Source organism: Sphingomonas endophytica (assembly GCF_001476895.1).
GTDB classification, from domain to species: domain Bacteria; phylum Pseudomonadota; class Alphaproteobacteria; order Sphingomonadales; family Sphingomonadaceae; genus Sphingomonas; species Sphingomonas endophytica_A.
In genome coordinates, this window is sequence record NZ_LDTB01000011.1 from 50759 (window position 1) to 69743 (window position 18985).

Here is an 18985-nt window from a genome sequence, read left to right on the forward strand (position 1 = left end):
CCCTTAACCGTGCACGCGCGCAAAGTCGCCGATCAGTCGTCGTTGCCGTCGACATAGGCACCGCGATCGCCCTCGATCCGGTGGATGGCGGCGCGGCCGCGCGATGCCGCCACCTCCGCCTTGCGCGCGGCACGCGACATGGTGTGCAGCACGCGGGTGCGCCGGTGGACGACCAGATTGTAGCTGACGAACCAGAGCCCCGCCGACACCGCGAGCGCCCCGGCCAGCCACCAGCGCTTCCGGCTCCGCCCGCGCCCGCCATGCGTCAGCCGCGTCAGCCCGCACCGCTCGCAGCGGTGGACGGTGGTGCCGGCGCGCGCGGTCGCCCGGCTCGACCAGTGGTGAAGGCCCAGGGCGCAGCGCATCGACATGGCCGTGTGCTATCGACCGTTCGGGCGTCCGGATCAATCGGGCCGTCACCCTCGGTATCGATCGAAGCGAGGGGGACGGCGACGACCAGCGTCGCGGCGCTCGCCGACGAAGGTCGTAATGGTCTTTGCGGCACCCGCCGCGGATAACGGGCGTTGACCGGGGATGAGGGAACGGATGGCGATGCGGCAGGGGTGCGGGACGGCGTCGGGCGCGCGCGCGATCGTCGTGATGGGAGTCAGCGGGTCGGGCAAGTCGACGCTCGGCGCGCGGCTCGCCGCCGAATGGCACGCGCCCTTCCTGGAGGGCGATGCCTATCACGCCGCCGCCAGCGTCGCGAAGATGCGCGCCGGCCATCCGCTGACCGATGCCGATCGCTGGCCGTGGCTCGACCGGCTCGGTGCCGCGCTGGGGGAGTCGGCGCGCACGAACGGGGTCGCGGTGGCGGCCTGTTCGGCGTTGCGGCGCGTCTATCGCGATCGGCTGGCGCAGGCGGCGCGACTGCCCCTGTATTTCGCCTTCCTGGACACTGAGCGGGCCGAAATCGCGCGGCGGATGAGCACGCGCGAAGGGCATTACATGCCGCCCTGCCTGCTCGACAGCCAACTCGCCACGCTGGAGCGTCCGACACCCGACGAACGCGCGCTGACGCTCGACGCCGGACGCCCGCCCGAACGACTGATCCGCGACCTGCGCGCCTGGCTGGGCGAGACGGTCGCCTAGTCGATTATCTCACGGCATCAGGCGCTTGCGGCCTTGCGACAGGTGCCAGCGCATCGCCAGCGCCGCGCCGTCGGCATCGCGGACGCGGATCGCATCGACGATCGCGTCATGCTCCTCCATCATCGCCGCGATCACCTGCGGAGGGCGCGATCGGGAAATATCCACCCCGGCGCGCAGGATGTGCACCACGCTATCGCGCAGATGGTCGAACACCGGTAAAAACGCCGCATTTCCCGTCGCTTCGGCGATCGCGCGGTGGAGTTGCCAATCCTCGTCATGCGCCGGGGCGTGGGAGAACAGCGCCGCGCGCAATTGCTCCAGCGCCCGTTCGATCGCCTCGAGTTGCGGGCCCGACCGGCGTAGCGCCGCCAGCCGCGCCGCCTCCGCCTCCAGCACGAAGCGTACCTCGTAAGTGCCTATCGTCGTTGCCATTTCGTCCATCGGCAGATGCGTGCCGAGCCGCTCGGACGGGCGGCGCTTGACGTAGCTCCCCGCCCCCAGCCGCGCCTCGGTGATCCCGTCGGAGGCGAGCCGTGCCAGCGCCTCGCGCACGATCGTCCGCGACATGCCGAACGTCGCCGCCAGCCGCGCCTCGGACGGCAGCCGGTCGCCCGCCGACAGCTTCTCGTCCGTGATCATGCGCACGATCGCCGCATAGGCGCGATCGGCCACTCGTCCTTCGCTCACCGCGCACCTCCCCGGGCCAGGTCTTCCCTGTAGCTGCCCGCGCCCGCCCGCACTAGGCTGTCGGACAGGTCACGCAGGTTAAGACGATATTTGATTTGATAGAATTGCGAAAAACGCGGCATAATGGTGAAAGCTGTCCGACCGCATTCGCCTCGACGGGCGCGGCGGATCTTTGTGGAGGAGGAGAGGATGGAAGGGATCGTCCAGGAAAACCGGACCGACGATGCCGGCCTGCCCGAGGAGGCACTGGCGCTGGCACGACTGACCCCGACGCAGATCAAGGTGGCGCGCGGCGTCCATTCGGGGCTGCTCAACAAGCAGATCGCCTTCGACCTCGGCATCGCGGAAGCGACCGTGAAGGCACACATGACCGCGCTGATGCGCAAGCTCAACGTCCGCAACCGCACGCAGGTCGCGATCGCCGCGCAGGCGCTGGCCGGTGGCGCGGTGCAGGGAGCCGCCTGACGAGGTGTCCGGGCCGACCGCTACGACTTTCGTCGTGCCTCGATCATCATCTTGGTATTTCTGGCGGAAAGGCGGGGTAGGCCACGGAGACGGGCGAGGCGGGCAGGGTGGCTGCCCGTCAACGTCTGGGCGAACGGCGAATTCGCGGACCGTGTCGGCCCCCGCGACCTGTGAATCTCCGCCGGCTGGCGCTGGTCCGACACGCTCGATGGCTTCGTCGGGGCGGTTCCGGGCAGCCGGATCACGCTGACCAACGCCTTTGAAAAGCTGACCAATGACGGGCTGTACGCTCTACGTCCTTACCCACCACGGCCTGTACGTGGTGAGGGTCTAGGCCTCGGAGCCGGGGGCGGGGGATGCCGCTCCCGGCCAACTCCGCACATAGATGTCGCGTTGCGCGAACGGCATCCCGATCCCCGCCTCGCGGAACATCAGCCACAAGCGGTTCAGCACGTCGGAGCGGACGTTGCCGACCCCGCTTTCGGGATCGCTGATCCACGCCAGGATCTCATGCTCCGCGCCATCGGTGCCGAACGCGGTCAGCCACACGTTTGGCTTGGGCGAGTCGAGCACGCGCGGCGATTCGCGCGCCGCCCTCAGCATCAGCGCCTGCGCCGCCTGCAGGTCGCAGTCATACGGGACGCGCACCGTGATCCGCACGCGAACGTTGCGGTCGGAATAGGACCAGTTCTCGACCTCGCGGGTCATCAGATCCTCGTTCGGGATCAGATGCTCCTTGCCGTCGCGCGTCAGCACCGACACCGCGCGCACCCCGATCTTGTTGACCCAGCCGAAGCTGGTGCCGACCGCGATCACGTCGCCGGGCTTGATCGAACGATCCATCAGCAGGATGATGCCAGCGATCAGATTGCCGATCGTCTTCTGCATCCCGAAGCCGACCGCAAGCCCGAACGCGCCCGAAAACACTGCGAACGCGGTGAGGTCGATCCCGAGCAGGTCGATGCCGAACAGGAAGGCGAAGACGACGACGCCGATCCCGGCGATCTTCTGCGCCAGCACCTTTTGCGTCGCATCCAGCGCGCGGGCGTGGGCGATCGTGTGCGCGGTGGTGCGGTTGGCGACGCGCACCGCCGCCATCAGCACGACGGCCGTCACCAACGCCTCGACCAGCGCCAGCAGCGACAGCCGTCGCCGCCCGACCGTGACCCCGATCGCGTCGAGCGTCGAGGTGATCGGCTCCAGCCCGCCAACCGCGCGGCTGAACAAGGCGGTGAACACCACCACCTCGACCACATAAGCGGCGAGGCGGGGGATGCCGACGCCGCGCATCAACTGGTGCGCGGTCAGCGTGGACGCGCACGCCAGCGTGAAGCCGATCGCGGCGGCGGCCAATAGCCCCCACGGATGCACCGTCAGCACGATCGCCAGCAGCAGCGCGGCGGTGCCGTGGCGAACGATCGACGGCAGGCGCGGGCGCAGCCCCTCGACATGCGCGCCGACCTTGTCGCGCCACCACCGCGCCACGCGTGTGCCGACCATCCGCTGTGCCGTGACCCCGGCCGCGAGCGCAGCGAGGATCAGCGCGCCCGCGACGCCCAGTTCGATCAGGTCGGCGCGCGCCGGCACCATCGCCAGGAGCGGCGCGAGGTCGTTCACGCCTGCGCCGCCCGCCACGCCGCCAGACCGCGCTCCAGATCGGCGATCAGGTCGTCGGCATCCTCCAGCCCGATCTGTAAGCGCACCACTGGTCCTGCAAAGGCGCGGTCGGTGACGCTGCGGTGGCGCTGCGGATCGACGGGGATGGCGAGGCTTTCGAATCCGCCCCAGCTATAGCCGATCCCGAAATGGTCGAGCGTGTCGATCAACGCGGTGCGCGCGGCATCGTCGCCGCCCGCCAGCACGAACGAGAACAGCCCCGCCGCGCCCTTGAAATCGCGTTTCCAGATGTCGTGGCCGGGGCAGGACGGGAGCGCGGGGTGCAGGACCTGCGCCACCTCCGGCCGGGTCGCCAGCCACTGCGCGATCCGCATCGCGCTCGCTTCGTGCCGTTCCAGCCGGACGCCCATCGTCCGCAAGCCGCGGGCAGCGAGATAGGCGTCGTCGGCGCTGACCACTTGGCCCAATTGGAAGCTGGTGTCGCGCAGCGCGGCGAACCGCCCCGGCCCGGCGGTGACCGATCCCATCATCACGTCGGAATGGCCGCCGATATATTTGGTGCAGGCGAGGATCGAATAATCGACGCCCCGTTCGACGACGGGAAACAGCAACGGCGTCGCCCAGGTGTTGTCGATGACAGTCGCGACGCCGCGCGCCTTTGCGGCGGCGACGATCGCAGGTACGTCCTGCACCTCGAAGGTTAGGCTGCCGGGGCTTTCGATGAAAATGACGCGCGTCCGCTCGCCGATCAGATCGGCGATCCCGGCGCCGATCAGCGGGTCGTAATAGCGTGTCGTCACGCCCATCCGCGCGAGCAGCTTGTCGGACAGCCCGCGCGTCGGGTCATAGGCGCTGTCGACCAGCAGCATCTCGTCGCCCGGTGACAGCAAGGTCAGCAGGCACGCCGCGACCGCCGCGACGCCCGAGGGATAGAGGAACGTCCCCTCCGCGCCCGGCTCCAGTTCGGTCAGCGCATCGGCGAGGCTCCACTGCGTCGGCGTGCCGCGCCGGCCGTAGAACAGCCGGTGGTGGGTATCGCGCGCGCCGGTCGTGCGTAGGTGCGCGACGTCGTCGTAGAGGATCGTCGAGGCGCGCCAGACCGGGGTGTTGACCACGCCCGCGGTCCATTCCGCGCGCCGCCCGCCGGTGACCAGCCGCGTCGCCGGGCGGATGTCGTCATGGTCGCTCATGAGTCACCGATCGCCTTGGGGGTGGCGGCGTCGCCGCCCCATTCGGTCCAGCTACCGTCGTATACGGCGGCGTCCTGTCCGAGCAGATGCGCGCCGAACGCCAGCACGCTGGCGGTGATTCCGGAGCCGCAGGTCATCGCCATCGGCCGCGTCGGATCGATCCCGGCGGCGACGAAGGCGGAGGCCAGCGCCTCGCCCTGTTTCCACGTCCCGTCTGAGTTGAACAGCTGCGGATAGGGCAGGTTGCGCGAGCCCGGAATATGGCCGGGCGCGACGCCGGGGCGCGGATCGGCCTCCACGCCGGTGAAGCGCGCCGCCGAGCGCGCGTCGACGATCTGCGTTGCCCCGCCCGCGTAAAGCGAGCGCATCGCCGGCAGATCGAGCACGCCGATCCCGGCTTCGGCCACATCGACGGTCGTCGTTGCGACAGTCGGCATGCCCTGTTCGAGTGGCCGTCCCTCGACCTTCCATTTCGCCAGCCCACCGTCGAGCAGCGCGACCTGACCGAAGCCGAAGGCGCGCAGCATCACCCATGCGCGTGCCGCCGTCCGGTGCGGGGCATCGTCGTAGAGCACGATCCGGTCGTCACCGCGTAAGCCCACCCGCCCGGCCAGTGCCGCGAAATGCGCCGCCCCCGGCATCGTGGAGGGCAGCGCCGCCCCGGGCTCGTTGAAGGCGACGAGGTCCATGAACGTCGCGCCGGGAATATGCGCGGCCGCGAATTCGGCGGCGGCGTCGCGTGGGCCTTCGGCGGGCAGCCCGATATGATAGCTGGCGTCCAGGATGCGCAGACCCGGCGCATGGGCGTTCGCGGCGAGCCATTCGGTGGAGACGAGATCGTGCATCGTCCTTCCATAGCGGTTCGGACGCGGCGGGGAACAGGTCGCAATCGCGGACGCGAGCGACTATGTGCGCGCGTATGACCCCGATGCATCTTGGCCAGACCAGCACGCTTCCCACCTCGCCCGAGGAAGCGGTCCTCGACTACGTGCCCAATCCGCGCGCCGGTACCATCTATCTGGTGCGCTTCACGCAGCCCGAGTTCACCTCGCTCTGCCCCGTGACCGGACAGCCCGATTTCGCGCATCTGGTGATCGACTATGCGCCAGCCGAGACGATCGTCGAATCGAAGTCGCTGAAGCTGTTCCTCGGGTCGTTCCGCAACCACGCCGCCTTTCACGAGGATTGCACCGTGGGGATCGGCGAGCGGCTGTTCCGCGAGATGCACCCGCAATGGTTGCGGATCGGCGGTTACTGGTATCCTCGCGGCGGAATGCCGATCGACGTGTTCTGGCAGTCCGGTGCGGCACCGGCTGGCCTGTGGCTGCCGGATCAGGGGGTTGCCCCCTATCGCGGACGCGGCTGACTGACGTCGATCAATCGCTTTGCCGTGTGTTGCGCCGCAATATTTCCGCAACCTTTTTCCTGACGAACGGTTCATCCCGTGGACACCGGCGCATCGGGCGCGGTGGGGCATCAGCAGAGGCAAGGGGATGACGCAGTCGACCGAGGCGCTCGCCGTCAAGCATATCGCGCTGATCGGTAATTTCCTCCCGCGAAAGTGCGGGATCGCGACGTTCACCACCGACACATATCATGCGCTGCGGACACGCTACCCGGATATGCAGGTGGACGTGTACGCGATGGACGACCATCCCGGCCGCTACGACTATCCCGACGCTGTGGTCGGTACGATCCCGCAGCATGATCGTGGCGCCTATGTCTCCACGGCCCGCGCGATCGAAAGCAGCGGCGCGCAGGTGCTCTGGCTCCAGCACGAATACGGCATCTTCGGTGGCGAGGCGGGTGCGCACATCCTCGCGCTTCTTGACCGCGTTTCGACCCCTCTGATCGTGACGCTTCACACCGTCCTTGAAAAGCCGAGCGCCGCCGAGCGCACCGTTCTGGAAGGGCTGCTGCGCCGCGCCGCCAAAGTGATCGTCATGGCCGAACGCGGTCGGGAGATCCTGGAGCGCGTCTACGGCGCCAACCCGAAACAGATCGCGACGATCCCGCACGGGGTGCCCGATCGCGCCTTCGCCGATCCCGAGGCGTTCAAGGGCCGCTTCGGCTGGACCGGGCGTCGCGTCATCCTGACCTTCGGCCTGCTCGCGCCGGGCAAGGGGATCGAGACGATCATCGAGGCAATGCCTGCGGTGGTCGAGCGGCACCCGGAGGCGATGTATGTCGTCCTTGGTGCCACGCATCCCAATCTCGTCGCGCACGAGGGCGAGAAGTATCGCGACTCGTTGCGCGCGCGCGCCGACGATCTGGGTGTAGGCGCGAACGTCGCGTTCATCGACGCGTTCGTCGATCACGACGACCTGATCGATTACCTTCAGGCCGCCGATATCTACGCGACCCCCTATCTTAACCCGGCGCAGATCACGAGCGGTACGCTCAGCTACGCGGTCGGCGTGGGCAAGGCGGTCGTATCGACTCCGTACGTCCATGCTACGGAAATTCTGGCGGATGGGCACGGCGTGCTCGTCGACTTCCGGGATTCGGCCGCGTTCGCGCGGGAAATCAACGATCTGCTCGGCAGCGCTCGCAACATCGGGCGGCTGTCGGCACGCGCCTATGCGCGTGGCCGGACGATGATCTGGTCACGGGTGGCGGAGAAGGCAATGGACGAACTGAGCGCGAGCCTCGCGACGCGGACGCAACGGCTGCCGCATTCGGCCAAGGCCGGCAAACAGGTGCTCGCTCCCGACATTGCGGCGGTCGAGCGAATGAGCGACGCCACCGGCATGTTGCAGCATTCGATCTTTTCGGTTCCCGATCGTCGCCACGGCTATTGCATCGACGACAATGCGCGCGCGCTGATGCTGATGAGCGGGATCGAGAATCTCGACGCGTCCGTCCGCGACAGGTGGATGACCATCTATGCCGCGTTCGTGCAGTTCGCCTGGAACCCGGACGCACGGCGTTTCCGCAATTTCATGAATTTCGACCGCACCTGGTGCGAGGATGTCGGGTCGGAGGATTCGAACGGCAGGGCCTTGTGGGCGCTGGGCGTCACAGCGCGCGACGCTCGCGAGCCGAAGCATCGCGACTGGGCGAAGGCGATGTTCGACAACACCGCCAGCCTGGCGCTCGATCTCGGCAGCCCGCGCGCGCAGGCGTTCGCGATGCTGGGTGCGGCGGCGATGCTGGAGGCGTCGCCGGGCCACGACATGGCGTTGCGCATTCTACGCCGCTTCCCCGATGAGCATCTGGCGTTGCTCGACAAGGCGCGACGGCCCGAATGGGGCTGGTTCGAAATCGTACTGGCCTATGACAATGCCCGCTTGCCCGAGGCAATGCTGCGCGCCGGACTGGCGCTCGACCGTGCAGACCTGATCGCGTGCGGGCTCGATACGCTCGACTGGATCGTCGCGCGCCAGACCGCGCCGGAGGGACATTTCCGCGCGGTCGGCTCGGAGAGCTTCGGGCGTGTCTATGCCGATCCGCTGCCCTTCGATCAGCAGCCTCTGGAGGCGCAGGCGACGATCGACGCTTGCGCGGCGGCCTTCGACGCGACGGGCGACGCCCGCTGGTTCGACGAGGCGAAGCGCGCCTATGACTGGTATCTGGGGGTCAACGACCTTGACCTGCCACTGGCGACGCAGCGTGATGGCGGCTGCTTCGACGGGCTGATGCCGACCGGGCTGAACCGCAATCAAGGGGCGGAGTCGATTCTGGCGCTGCAAATGGCGTCCTGCGCGATTTCAGGGCTTTCAAAGCGCGTCGAAAGCGTGGCAGGGACAAGACGCGTCACCGCCTGATCGCGGCGCACGTGCGTTCGACGTCACAATAGACGAGGCTGGTCCTTGGAGCTGTTCAACCACCGGCTGCGTCTGCATGCCGATCCGTCGCGCGTCGTGGTGCGGCCCTTCCACATCGGCTGGATCGCCAATGCGAACGGCGTCAGCCGATCGCAGCGGCTGATCAGCGAAGTCATGGACATGTCGCCGCAGGAGGCGCGTGATCAGCTCGAACTGGTGCTGAAGGACTTCGAGGCACGCCACTGGCAGACCCGCCGCGTGTTCATGACCCGCTACGATGAGATCGCGGCGGCGCACGGTCTGGACGGCAGTCATATCTCCGACGAGAAGCGGCAGCTGATCGGCGCCTATTTTTGCCATGAATACAGCTATGCTGCCGCCGCGCTGATGAACCCCAGCGCGGTGCCGCACCCCGATCAGTCGGGGATGGAGGATGGCGCGCAGCGGATCGTCATGAGCCTGCGCGCGGTGGGCGAGGGGCACATCTCCTCCGTTGCGTTCCGCGAAGGGATCATCACCAGCGACAATGAGCTGAAGCTCGCGCCGGAGCCGCCCTTCGCCACCGCGACCGACGCGACCGGCACGGACGAGGAAGCGCCGCCCAGCGGTCCGGTCACGGTCTATCGCCACCGCGACAGCACGCTGTCGGGCACCGTGATCTTCCCGATCACCGATGCGCAGTCGAAGGGGCTGGAGGATCTGCGCCTCGTCCACTTCCAGCATGACGACGGCAGTTTCGAATGGCTGGGCACCTACACCGCCTATAACGGCGCGACGATCCAGTCCGAGCTGCTGCGGACGCGTGATTTTCGCGCGTTCGACCTGATCCCGATGACCGGTAGCGCCGCGCGCAATAAGGGCATCGCGCTGTTCCCGCGCAAGGTCGGCGGCGCGTATATGTCGATCGGACGGCAGGACGGCGAGAACCTGTACCTGCTGCGGACCGACGACCTGACGCACTGGGACGATGGCGAGCTGATCCTGAAGCCCGTCTTCCCGTGGGAGTTCGTGCAGATCGGCAACTGCGGCCCGCCGATCGAAATCGACGAGGGCTGGCTGCTGCTGACCCACGGCGTCGGGGCGATGCGGAAATATTCGATCGGCGCCGCCCTGCTCGACAAGGACAATCCCGCGCGGGTGATCGGTCGTACCCGTTCACCGATCCTGGCGGCGGCGGACCAGGATCGTGAGGGCTATGTCCCGAACGTCGTCTATACGTGCGGCGCGATGAAGCACGGCGACAAGCTGTTCATGCCTTATGGCATCGCTGACAGCTCGGTCGGCTTCGCGTTCGTGTCGATCAAGGAACTGTTGGCGAAGATGTGACCTGACCGGCCCCAGCCGCGGCCACGCCCGCGGCGATGTGCGCAGCGCAGCGGCCGGTCCGGCCGGCGGGTAAAGCCCGACCGACGTCACGCTGGCGGCTTTGCCGTCGGCGGTTGCGACTCCGTCGTCGTCACCAGCGTCGCGCAGCGATCCAGCGACGGATCTGCGCGCCCAGAAAGGCGTCGCTACGCTCCCCATGTCGACCTAGCCCTATCCGGGGCGTCAGCGCCCGCTCCGGATAGCGTCACGCGCGGCTCGACCGACCCTCGAAGCTGCGGAAACAGGCGGCCAACTATGCACCTGCCGCCCGCACGCCGTCTCCCCTACGGACGAGCGCCGCGTGCCAGTTGCGCGCAGGCGGCGCGAGCCTGCGCCGGGTTCGCCTTGGCGCGGGTCATCGCCTCGTTGAAGCCGCGATCGTAGTTGGTATCGAACACCGCCCCGGGCACCCCTTGCCCCGCCATATACTTGCGCAAGCTTGCGCGGTGCGCCTTGGCCTGCGCGAGCGTGGACTTTTCGCAGATCACGCCAACAGCGTCCGCCCCGCCGCCGGCATTGATCATCGTCTCGTTATAGCCGGCCGGAGCGTTACCTTGCGCAAGCGCGCCGCCCGTCAGCAACGCGTTGGCCATCACGGCTGAAATGATGAGACGACGATACATGCCTTTCCTCCTTGTTCGGTGATCGGGTGAGATGATCGGGCGCATCCACTAGGCGGCGCCCGGGCGACCGCTCGTCATTCCTTGACCGCCGCCTTCTTTGCGGGAGCCTTCTTTGCGGGAGCCTTCTTGGCTGGCGCCTTTTTCGCCGCCGGTTTCTTCGCTGCGGTCTTTTTGGCCGGGGCCTTCTTCTTGGCCTTCGCCGGGGCCGCCATCGCGCGATCGTCGATCAGCTGCGCGGCTTCCTCCAGGGTCAACTGGTCGGGGGCGATCGTCTTGGGCAGCGTCGCATTGGTCGTGCCGTCGGTGACATAGGGACCATAGCGCCCCTCCATCAGCTTGATCTCCGCCTCGGTGCGCGGATGGGCGCCCAGTACCCTGAGCGGCGCGCGGGCGGCCCCACGCGGGGGACGTCCCCCGCCGGCCGCAGCCTCGGCCAGCTTGACGACCGCGGCGTTCATGCCGGTTTCGAACACGTCTGATGTCGACGACAGTCGCGCATATTTGCCGTCGTGCAACAGGTACGGCCCATAGCGTCCGATGCTGGCGGTGATGGGGAGACCCGTCTCCGGATGTTGCCCGATGGTACGCGGAAGGTGCAGCAGACGCAGCGCCATCTCCAGGTCGAGTTCGCCGATGTCCTTCGGGATCGACGCGCGCTTCGCCTCCTTGCCCTCGCCGAGCTGGATGTACGGGCCGAACCGCCCGCTCTTGCGCTCGACCGGCAGCCCGGTGTCGGGATCCTGCCCGAGCGTCTCCGGCCCGCTGTCCTCCGCCGCCGCATCGCCCCCTTGCGCGAAGCGACGCGTGAACTTGCAGTCGGGATAGTTGCTGCACGCGATGAACGCGCCGAACTTGCCGCCGCGCAGCGCCAGCTGGCCGGCATGGCACGCCGGGCACAGGCGCGGATCGCTGCCGTCCGCCTTCTCCGGGAACAGGAAGGGGGCGAGGAACTGGTCGAGCGCCGCCGTGACCTCGCTCGGCTTCTGCTCCATGACCTCGGCGGTGCGCGGCTTGAAATCGCGCCAGAAGGCCTCCAGCACCGCCTGCCATTGCGCGCGGCCGCCGGACACGTCGTCCAACTCCTCCTCCAGCCCGGCGGTATAGTCGAAGCCGACGTATTTCTCGAAGAAGCGTTCGAGGAACGCAGTCACCAGCCGCCCGCTCTCCTCGGCGAAGAAGCGGTTCTTCTCGACGCGCACATAGGCGCGGTCCTTGAGCGTCTTGATGATCGAGGCATAGGTCGACGGGCGACCGATCCCCAGCTCCTCCATCCGCTTGACCAGCGACGCTTCGGAGAAGCGCGGCGGCGGCTGGGTGAAATGCTGTTCGGCGACGACGTCCTTCTTCGCCGGGGCATCGCCCTCGCGCATCCGGGGCAGGCGCTTGGCATCCTCGTCCTGCGAGTCGTCCTGCCCTTCTTCGTAGAGCGCGAGATAGCCGGGAAAGAGCACGACCTGCCCGGTCGCGCGCAGCACGTTGCGCCCGGTGCCGTCGGCCAGCTCGACCGTCGTCCGCTCCATCCGCGCCGACGCCATCTGCGACGCCAGCGCACGCTTCCAGATCAGGTCGTAGAGGCGCGCATGGTCGCCACCGCCGACGCGATCCTTCGCGAAATCGGTCGGGCGGATCGCCTCGTGCGCTTCCTGCGCGTTCTTCGCCTTGGTCTGATACTGGCGCGGCTTGTCGGGGACATAGCCGCCGTCATAGCGATCGGCGATCGCGGCGCGCGCGGCGGAGATGGCGCTGCCGTCCATCTGCACGCCGTCGGTCCGCATATAGGTGATCGCGCCATCCTCGTAGAGCTGCTGCGCGATCCGCATCGTATGGTCGGCGGAGAAGCCGAGCTTGCGCGCCGCCTCCTGCTGGAGAGTCGAGGTGGTGAACGGCGGCGGCGGGTTGCGGGTCGCGGGCTTGGTCTCGACCGACTGGACCGAGAAATTGCCGCTCTCGACGTCGGCCTTCGCCTTCAGCGCGTCGCCCTCCGCCCCGATCGACAGGCGGTCGAGCTTCTTGCCCTGCCATTGCACCAACCGCGCGGAAAACGGCGTGCCGTCCTGCTCCATGGCGGCGGTGATCGACCAATATTCCTGCGAGCGGAACGCCTCGATCTCGCGCTCGCGATCGACGATCAGCCGCAGCGCGACCGACTGCACGCGCCCCGCCGACTTCGCGCCGGGCAGCTTGCGCCAGAGGACCGGCGAGAGCGTGAAGCCGACCAGATAGTCCAGCGCGCGTCGCGCCCGATAGGCGTCGATCAGGTCGGTATCGAGGTCGCGCGGCGCCTGCATCGCCTGCGTCACCGCCTGCTTCGTGATCGCGTTGAAGGTGACGCGCTGCACGTCCTTGGGCAGCGCCTTGCGCTTGGCCAGCACCTCCTGCACGTGCCACGAAATCGCCTCACCCTCGCGATCGGGGTCGGTGGCGAGGATCAGGCGGTCGGCGGTCTTCGCCGCGTCGGCGATCGCCTTCAGCTGCTTGGCCTTGTCGGCGTAATTTTCCCATTCCATCGCGAACCCCTCATCGGGATTCACCGACCCGTCGCGCGGCGGCAGGTCGCGGACGTGACCGTAGCTGGCGAGGACGCGATAATCCGAACCGAGATACTTCTCGATGGTTTTGGCCTTGGCCGGCGATTCGACGATGACGAGCTGCATATGCCTTTAGGTGGGTAGCCTTACGTGTACGCGCGAGGGTGGCGGGGGTCGGCGGGGGGCGTCAAGGGTGGCGCGACCTTGGGCGATCCTCGTCCGGATCGCGGGTTGAGAGGTCGAATGGGTTCGCGCAGAGGCGCGGAGACGCGGAGGTGTGTCGTGCGCGGCAGCGCACCCTCCCGTCATCTGGCCGACAATGGAGAGCGGCTGTCGCCGCGATCACGACACCTCCGCGTCTCCGCGCCTCTGCGCGAGCCCATATCCTCCGCCCGCACCAACGCGGTCGCCTGGTATCGCTCAGCACTGGCTCACCCGCCCGCCCGCGTGGCGTTCGAGCCGCCCGGCGAGTTCGAGTTCCAGCAGCACCATCTGCACGACGGCGGGGACGCAGCCGGACTGGCGGACCAGTTCGTCGATCGCAACCGGGACTGGTCCCAGCAGGTCCGACAGGCGCGCGCGGTCGGCGTCGCTGGCGTCCTCGGGCGGTGGGGCGCCCCAGCCGCTGGCGGGGGCGCGGACGGCGGCGCGGGCGTCGATGGGGCGCAGTTGTTCCAGCACGTCGGCGGCGGTCTGGATCAGGATCGCGCCATCGCGGATCAACGTGTTGCAGCCCTGGGCGCGCGGGTCGGACGGGTGCCCGGGGATCGCCATCACCTCGCGCCCCTGCTCGCCCGCCAGCCGCGCCGTGATGAGCGAGCCGGACTTGGGCGCGGCCTCGACCACCAACGTCCCCAGCCCCAGCCCGGCGATGATACGGTTGCGGTGCGGGAAGTGGCGTGCGCGCGGCTCGGTGCCGGGGGGCATCTCGGCGATCAGCAGGCCGTCGCTGGCGATGCGTTCCTGAAGCGCAGCGTTTTCGGGCGGGTAGGCGACGTCGATCCCGCCCGCGATCACCGCGATCGTGGCCGCGCCTGCACCCTCGTGGGCGGCGGTGTCGATGCCGCGCGCGAGCCCGGAGACGACGCTGGCGCCCTCTGCCGCCAGATCGTGCGCGAGGCTGCGCGCGAAGCGGCACGCCGCCGCCGAGGCGTTGCGCGCGCCGACCAAGGCCACGGGCGTGCGCCGCGTCAGCGACAGGTCGCCGCGCACGGTCAGCACCGGCGGCGCGTTGTCAATTTCGGCGAGCAAGGCGGGATAATCGTGGTCGCCGAGGAACAGCAGGCGGGCACCGATCCGCTCGACCAGCGCGCATTCGCGTGCGACCGCCGCGACCGGCGGTGGTTCGGGGACGCGCCCGCCGCCGCGTCGCGCCAGCATCGGCAGCGCCTCCAGCGCCGCCGCCGCCGTGCCGAAGCGCGACAGCAGCTGCCGGTAGCTGACCGGGCCGATCGTCGGCGTGCGGATCAGCCGCAGCCGCGCAACCGTATCATCCACCCGCCGCGTCGCCTGCCGCATCGCTCTTCGAGCGGCCGACGCGCGGCTCGGTGCCGTCGACCAGTCGGGTGATGTTCGCGCGGTGCTTCCAGAGGACGATCGCCGCGAGCGCCATCAGCAGCGGCACGACGTCGAACTCGCCGAGCACCGCCGCCGTGACCGGCGTGCTGATCGCCGCCGCCATTCCGGCCAGCGACGAGATGCGGATCGCCGCCAGCAGTCCGAGCCAGATCACCGCGAAGACCAGGCCGAGCGGCCAGTGCAGCCCCAGCGCCACCCCCATCAGCGTCGCCACGCCCTTGCCGCCGCGAAAGCGCAGCCAGACCGGGTAGCAATGCCCGATCAGCGCGCCCGCCGCCGCCAGCGGTTGCTCGCCCGGCCAGATCGACGCGACCAGCAGCACCGCGACCAGCCCCTTGGCGAGATCGAGCAGCAGGGTCGCCGCCGCGAGCCCTTTTCGCCCGGTGCGCAGCACGTTGGTGGCGCCAATATTGCCCGAGCCGATCTGTCGCAGGTCGCCCGCGCCGGTCATGCGCGTCAGCAGCACCCCGAACGGAATCGCGCCGAGCGGATAGCCCAGCAACAGCGCGGCAAGCGGCGGTATCCAGATGATGGCGGTCGGCAGCGTGTGATCCCCCTCGCCGTTCGCTGTAGCCGAAACATTTCGGGTACGCCACCGGGCAGCGTTGCCCGATCGCACCGTTCCGGCGTAAGCGCGCGGGGTGAGCGACACCGCACCGATCCTGTTCTTCGATTCCGGCGTCGGCGGGCTGTCGGTGGTCGCGCCGACACGGGCTTTGCTGCCCGGCGCCCCGATCGTCTACGCCGCCGATTCGGCGGGCTTTCCCTATGGCACGCGCAGCGAGGCGGAAATCGCCGCGCGCGTGCCGGCGCTGCTCGGCCGGCTGGTGGAACGCTATCGGCCGCGTCTGGTAGTGATCGCCTGCAACACCGCCTCGACGATCGCGCTGCCGGCGGTGCGGGCGGCGCTGGACGTGCCGGTGGTGGGGACCGTGCCGGCGATCAAGCCGGCCGCGTTGCTAAGTCGAACGCGGGTGATCGGCGTGCTGGGGACCGAGGCGACGGTGCGGCAACCCTATGTCGACGATCTGGCGGCGCGGTTTGCGGGCGACTGTATCGTGCTGCGCCACGGATCGGCGGCGCTGGTGACGCTGGCGGAGGCGAAGCTGGCGGGGGACGTGCCCGATGCGGGCGCGGTGCGGCGGGAGCTGGACGGGTTGTTCTCGCAGGAACACGGCGCGCGGCTGGACGTGATCGTCAACGCCTGTACGCACTTCCCGCTGCTGGAGGCGGAATTGGCGGCGGTCGCGCCGCCGGGGTTGCGCTTCGTGGACGGTGGCCCCGGAATCGCGCGGCGGATCGCGTTCCTGACCGAGGGGCAGGAATGGCCGGCGGGGGTGCCGCGGGACGTGCTGGTGTTCACGCGGCTGGGGGAGGCGGAACGGCGGCTGGCGGCGGCGCTGCGCTTCGCGCGAGTCGAGGCGCTGTAGGGACGCGCCTTTATCCCGCCCATGACCGTTACCCCGGCGAAGGCCGGGGGCCGGCGACGGGACGGAGGTGAAGGCGCCTTCCCGACTGGACTCGGGCTTCGCCGGGGGTAACGGGTAAGGAAGGGGGTGACGGCTCGACCCGACCGGCGGGTAGGGCAATTTGTCCACCTTTTTCGATCATAGAGAATGCGGTTCTGCGCTGGTCTTCGCGGCCGACACGGGGTAATCGCAAGCACCATGACGACGGAGAGCATCGAGGCGCGCGGCGTGGATTACTCGCGCGTGTTCACCCAGGCGATCGACCGGCTGCATGCCGAGGGTCGATACCGCGTGTTCATCGACATCCTCCGCAACAAGGGGATGTTCCCCAATGCGCGCTGCTTCGCCGGGCATAACGGGCCGAAGCCCATCACCGTCTGGTGCTCGAACGACTATCTCGCGATGGGCCAGCATCCGAAGGTGATCGCGGCGATGGAAGAGGCGCTGCACGATGTCGGCGCCGGTTCGGGCGGTACCCGCAACATCGGCGGCAACACGCATTACCACGTCGATCTCGAAGGCGAACTCGCCGATCTGCACGGCAAGCAGGCCGCACTGCTGTTTACCTCCGGCTATGTCTCGAACGAGGCGACGCTGTCGACGCTGGCACGGGTGCTGCCGGGGTGCATCATCTACTCGGACGAGCTGAACCACGCCTCCATGATCGCGGGCATCCGCAACTCCGGGTGCGAGAAGCGCGTGTTCCGCCACAACGATCTGGCGCATCTCGAGGAATTGCTGGCCGCCGACGACGCGGCGGTGCCGAAGCTGATCGCGTTCGAGAGCGTCTATTCGATGGAAGGCGACGTCGCGCCGGTAGCGGCGATCTGCGACCTGGCGGACAAGTATAACGCGCTTACCTATCTGGATGAAGTCCACGCGGTCGGCATGTACGGCCCACGCGGCGGCGGCATTTCGGAGCGCGACGGGGTCGCGGACCGGCTGACGATCATCGAGGGGACGCTGGGCAAGGCGTTCGGGGTGATGGGCGGTTATATCGCGGCGGATCGCACGATCGTCGACGTGATCCGATCCTATGCGCCGGGGTTCATCTTCACGACATCGCTGTCGCCGGTGCTGGTCGCGGGCGTGCTGGCGAGCGTGCGGCATCTGAAGCAGTCGAGCGCCGAGCGCGACGGACAGCAGGCGGCGGCGCGGACGCTGAAGGGCCTGCTGGCGGACGCCGGGCTGCCGGTGATGGCGGGCGAGACGCATATCGTGCCGGTGATGGTCGGGGATCCGGTGAAGGCCAAGAAGATCAGCGACATCCTGCTCGCCGAATATGGCGTGTACGTGCAGCCGATCAATTACCCGACCGTGCCACGCGGAGCGGAGCGGCTGCGCTTCACGCCGGGGCCTGCGCATAGCGAGGCGATGATGCGCGAACTGACCGATGCGCTGGTCGAGATCTGGGACCGGCTGGAGTTGCGGCTGGCGGCGTGAACCGCGACGGCTTTACGGACGTCCCACCGTTCCGAACCTCCGCGAAGATCGCTCGATCATGCCGGACTCGCCGGGGTGACGTGTCGAACGGCGTGGGAAAACCGACGGTCGCAGGGGTCTGCAATCCGTCCGCGATGAAGCGGTGAGCGCGGCAGGCGAAGTGCCTTTCGGAGGCGTCTCGCCGTTCCGCGGCTCCGCCGCAGTCTTCGCTATTGCAACGCCGCGTCCCGTTTCGCCAGCAGCGGCGGGAAGTACGGCGTCGTCGCGTCCGGCGGCATCGTCGCCAGTTCCGCCGCGATCGCCTTTGCGCGATCCCGCGCCGAGGGGTGGGTGCGGCTGTGGAACATGCCGCCGTCGATGCGGCTGCCGTAGTCACGCCAGAAGCGCACCGCGAGTTGCGGATCCCAGCCGGCATTGCGCAGCAGATAGGCGCCGAGCAGGTCCGCCTCGGTTTCGGTCTGGCGGAACAGTCGCGCATTCCGACCGAATTCGGCGAGCAGCCCCCATTTGACGCCCGCAGCCTCCAGCCGGGCGCGGTGGCGGAGAATCGCATGCGCCAGTTCGTGCGCGACCACGACCGCGATCTGGTCGTCGCCGAACCGCTCGAACAGCGCGCCGCCGACCTGCACCACGCGCCCGTCCGACGACGCACCCAGCTTGCTGCCGGTCAACACCTCGAACTCGACGCGACAGCCTGGCCGTGGCGATACCGTCACCACGCGCGTCGCGCCGTCGTGGCGCAGCGTCAGCGCGATCGGCGCATCGACCGGCAGGGCCGCGATCGCCGCCTGCGCCGCATCGCGCGTCGCACTGGTCGTGCCGTCGCTCATCGTCGGGGCGGGCAGCGCACGGCCGTCGATGGCGAGCAATCCGTCGTTCGCCGCGACCCCGGCTTGCGCCGCCGGGGCGTCCGGCACGACCAGTTCGATCGCGACCGGCGCCGCGAAGGCGTCGCGTAGCGTGCGTGGATATTGATCGGCGGCGTGGAGCGTCGCGCCGATCACCGGCTGCCGGTCGCGGCACAGGGGCGCGTTGGCGGTGGTCAGTCGCCAGGCGATCGCCGCCAGCCGTTGATCGACCTCCAGCAGCGATGGCGCGGCCTGGACCGGCACCGCGATCAGCGCGAGCAGCGCCAGGGCAAACAGACGGAAGAACATGCGC

Annotated in this window: 17 protein-coding genes; 7 read left to right on the forward strand and 10 right to left on the reverse strand. The window is 68.7% G+C overall.

What is annotated here, in order from left to right; genetic code table 11:
• Positions 1–32: 32 nt before the first annotated feature.
• Entirely contained in the window at positions 33–371 is a 339-nt protein-coding gene (locus NS334_RS05390; RefSeq protein ID WP_058754948.1) for a hypothetical protein, read from the reverse strand.
• Positions 372–534: 163 nt separating this feature from the next.
• Between NS334_RS05390 and NS334_RS05395 the strand changes: the two genes are divergently transcribed.
• On the forward strand, positions 535–1092 hold the full coding sequence (locus NS334_RS05395) for a gluconokinase (protein ID WP_241491821.1): 558 nt from the start codon (positions 535–537) through the stop codon (positions 1090–1092).
• A 9-nt stretch (positions 1093–1101) separates the two neighbouring features.
• On the opposite strand, the gene NS334_RS05400 is transcribed toward NS334_RS05395, so the two are convergent.
• On the reverse strand, positions 1102–1779 hold the full coding sequence (locus NS334_RS05400) for a FadR/GntR family transcriptional regulator (protein ID WP_058754950.1): 678 nt from the start codon (positions 1777–1779) through the stop codon (positions 1102–1104).
• Between the two features lie 189 nt (positions 1780–1968).
• Between NS334_RS05400 and NS334_RS05405 the strand changes: the two genes are divergently transcribed.
• Positions 1969–2244, forward strand: a complete 276-nt coding sequence (locus NS334_RS05405; protein WP_058754951.1) for a helix-turn-helix domain-containing protein — start codon at positions 1969–1971, stop codon at positions 2242–2244.
• Between the two features lie 330 nt (positions 2245–2574).
• Here the strand turns inward: NS334_RS05405 and NS334_RS05410 are convergent, their stop codons facing one another.
• Genes NS334_RS05410 through NS334_RS05420 form a run of 3 tightly spaced genes read right to left on the reverse strand, consistent with a single transcriptional unit; the run spans position 2575 to position 5896 of the window.
• Positions 2575–3861 (reverse strand): mechanosensitive ion channel family protein, encoded by a 1287-nt coding sequence (locus NS334_RS05410; RefSeq protein WP_241491822.1) that lies wholly within the window; start codon positions 3859–3861, stop codon positions 2575–2577.
• On the reverse strand, positions 3858–5051 hold the full coding sequence (metC, locus tag NS334_RS05415) for a cystathionine beta-lyase (RefSeq protein WP_058754952.1): 1194 nt from the start codon (positions 5049–5051) through the stop codon (positions 3858–3860). The genes NS334_RS05410 and metC overlap by 4 nt, the downstream gene beginning before the upstream one ends.
• A complete protein-coding gene (locus tag NS334_RS05420; RefSeq protein ID WP_058754953.1) occupies positions 5048–5896 on the reverse strand; it encodes a sulfurtransferase in 849 nt (282 codons plus the stop codon). Before NS334_RS05420 ends, metC begins: the two co-directional genes overlap by 4 nt.
• Positions 5897–5970: 74 nt before the next feature.
• Here NS334_RS05420 and queF point away from each other — a divergent pair, with 74 nt between their 5' ends.
• From queF to NS334_RS05435, 3 genes are all read left to right on the forward strand, one after another.
• Entirely contained in the window at positions 5971–6417 is a 447-nt protein-coding gene (gene queF, locus NS334_RS05425) for a preQ(1) synthase (RefSeq protein ID WP_058754954.1), read from the forward strand.
• Between the two features lie 127 nt (positions 6418–6544).
• On the forward strand, positions 6545–8818 hold the full coding sequence (locus NS334_RS05430; RefSeq protein ID WP_058754955.1) for a glycosyltransferase family 4 protein: 2274 nt from the start codon (positions 6545–6547) through the stop codon (positions 8816–8818).
• A gap of 45 nt (positions 8819–8863) precedes the next feature.
• Positions 8864–10144 (forward strand): glycoside hydrolase family 130 protein, encoded by a 1281-nt coding sequence (locus NS334_RS05435; protein WP_058754956.1) that lies wholly within the window; start codon positions 8864–8866, stop codon positions 10142–10144.
• 323 nt (positions 10145–10467) lie between these two features.
• Here the strand turns inward: NS334_RS05435 and NS334_RS05440 are convergent, their stop codons facing one another.
• From NS334_RS05440 to plsY, 4 genes are all read right to left on the reverse strand, one after another.
• A complete protein-coding gene (locus tag NS334_RS05440; protein WP_153002604.1) occupies positions 10468–10851 on the reverse strand; it encodes a hypothetical protein in 384 nt (127 codons plus the stop codon).
• Positions 10852–10880: 29 nt separating this feature from the next.
• Complete coding sequence (topA, locus tag NS334_RS05445) at positions 10881–13460, reverse strand: type I DNA topoisomerase (RefSeq protein ID WP_058754958.1); 2580 nt, start codon at positions 13458–13460, stop codon at positions 10881–10883.
• Between the two features lie 294 nt (positions 13461–13754).
• The gene (dprA, locus tag NS334_RS05450; RefSeq protein ID WP_058754959.1) at positions 13755–14852 is read right to left on the reverse strand and encodes a DNA-processing protein DprA; all 1098 of its coding nucleotides are present in this window, start codon (positions 14850–14852) and stop codon (positions 13755–13757) included.
• Positions 14824–15456: a glycerol-3-phosphate 1-O-acyltransferase PlsY gene (gene plsY / locus NS334_RS05455; protein ID WP_193753007.1), complete on the reverse strand. Its 633-nt coding sequence runs from the start codon at positions 15454–15456 to the stop codon at positions 14824–14826. Before plsY ends, dprA begins: the two co-directional genes overlap by 29 nt.
• Positions 15457–15553: 97 nt before the next feature.
• On the opposite strand from plsY, the gene murI reads away from it, so the two are divergent.
• Positions 15554–16342 (forward strand): glutamate racemase, encoded by a 789-nt coding sequence (gene murI / locus NS334_RS05460; RefSeq protein WP_058754960.1) that lies wholly within the window; start codon positions 15554–15556, stop codon positions 16340–16342.
• A gap of 237 nt (positions 16343–16579) precedes the next feature.
• Positions 16580–17824, forward strand: coding sequence for a 5-aminolevulinate synthase (gene hemA / locus NS334_RS05465; protein WP_058754961.1), 1245 nt, complete (start codon positions 16580–16582; stop codon positions 17822–17824).
• Positions 17825–18033: 209 nt separating this feature from the next.
• Here the strand turns inward: hemA and NS334_RS05470 are convergent, their stop codons facing one another.
• On the reverse strand, positions 18034–18981 hold the full coding sequence (locus NS334_RS05470; RefSeq protein ID WP_241491823.1) for a M48 family metallopeptidase: 948 nt from the start codon (positions 18979–18981) through the stop codon (positions 18034–18036).
• Positions 18982–18985: the final 4 nt, after the last annotated feature.

Excerpts from the sequence above, each read along its gene's own strand:
- NS334_RS05390 (WP_058754948.1), bottom strand. The coding sequence starts at position 371 with ATGTCGATGCGCTGCGCCCTGGGCCTTCACCACTGGTCGAGCCGGGCG.
- NS334_RS05430 (WP_058754955.1), top strand. The coding sequence starts at position 6,545 with ATGACGCAGTCGACCGAGGCGCTCGCCGTCAAGCATATCGCGCTGATC.
- queF (WP_058754954.1), top strand. The coding sequence starts at position 5,971 with ATGACCCCGATGCATCTTGGCCAGACCAGCACGCTTCCCACCTCGCCC.
- dprA (WP_058754959.1), bottom strand. The coding sequence starts at position 14,852 with ATGCGGCAGGCGACGCGGCGGGTGGATGATACGGTTGCGCGGCTGCGG.
- NS334_RS05440 (WP_153002604.1), bottom strand. The coding sequence starts at position 10,851 with ATGCGCCCGATCATCTCACCCGATCACCGAACAAGGAGGAAAGGCATG.
- topA (WP_058754958.1), bottom strand. The coding sequence starts at position 13,460 with ATGCAGCTCGTCATCGTCGAATCGCCGGCCAAGGCCAAAACCATCGAG.
- NS334_RS05420 (WP_058754953.1), bottom strand. The coding sequence starts at position 5,896 with ATGCACGATCTCGTCTCCACCGAATGGCTCGCCGCGAACGCCCATGCG.
- NS334_RS05395 (WP_241491821.1), top strand. The coding sequence starts at position 535 with ATGAGGGAACGGATGGCGATGCGGCAGGGGTGCGGGACGGCGTCGGGC.
- NS334_RS05405 (WP_058754951.1), top strand. The coding sequence starts at position 1,969 with ATGGAAGGGATCGTCCAGGAAAACCGGACCGACGATGCCGGCCTGCCC.
- NS334_RS05470 (WP_241491823.1), bottom strand. The coding sequence starts at position 18,981 with ATGTTCTTCCGTCTGTTTGCCCTGGCGCTGCTCGCGCTGATCGCGGTG.
- hemA (WP_058754961.1), top strand. The coding sequence starts at position 16,580 with ATGACGACGGAGAGCATCGAGGCGCGCGGCGTGGATTACTCGCGCGTG.
- metC (WP_058754952.1), bottom strand. The coding sequence starts at position 5,051 with ATGAGCGACCATGACGACATCCGCCCGGCGACGCGGCTGGTCACCGGC.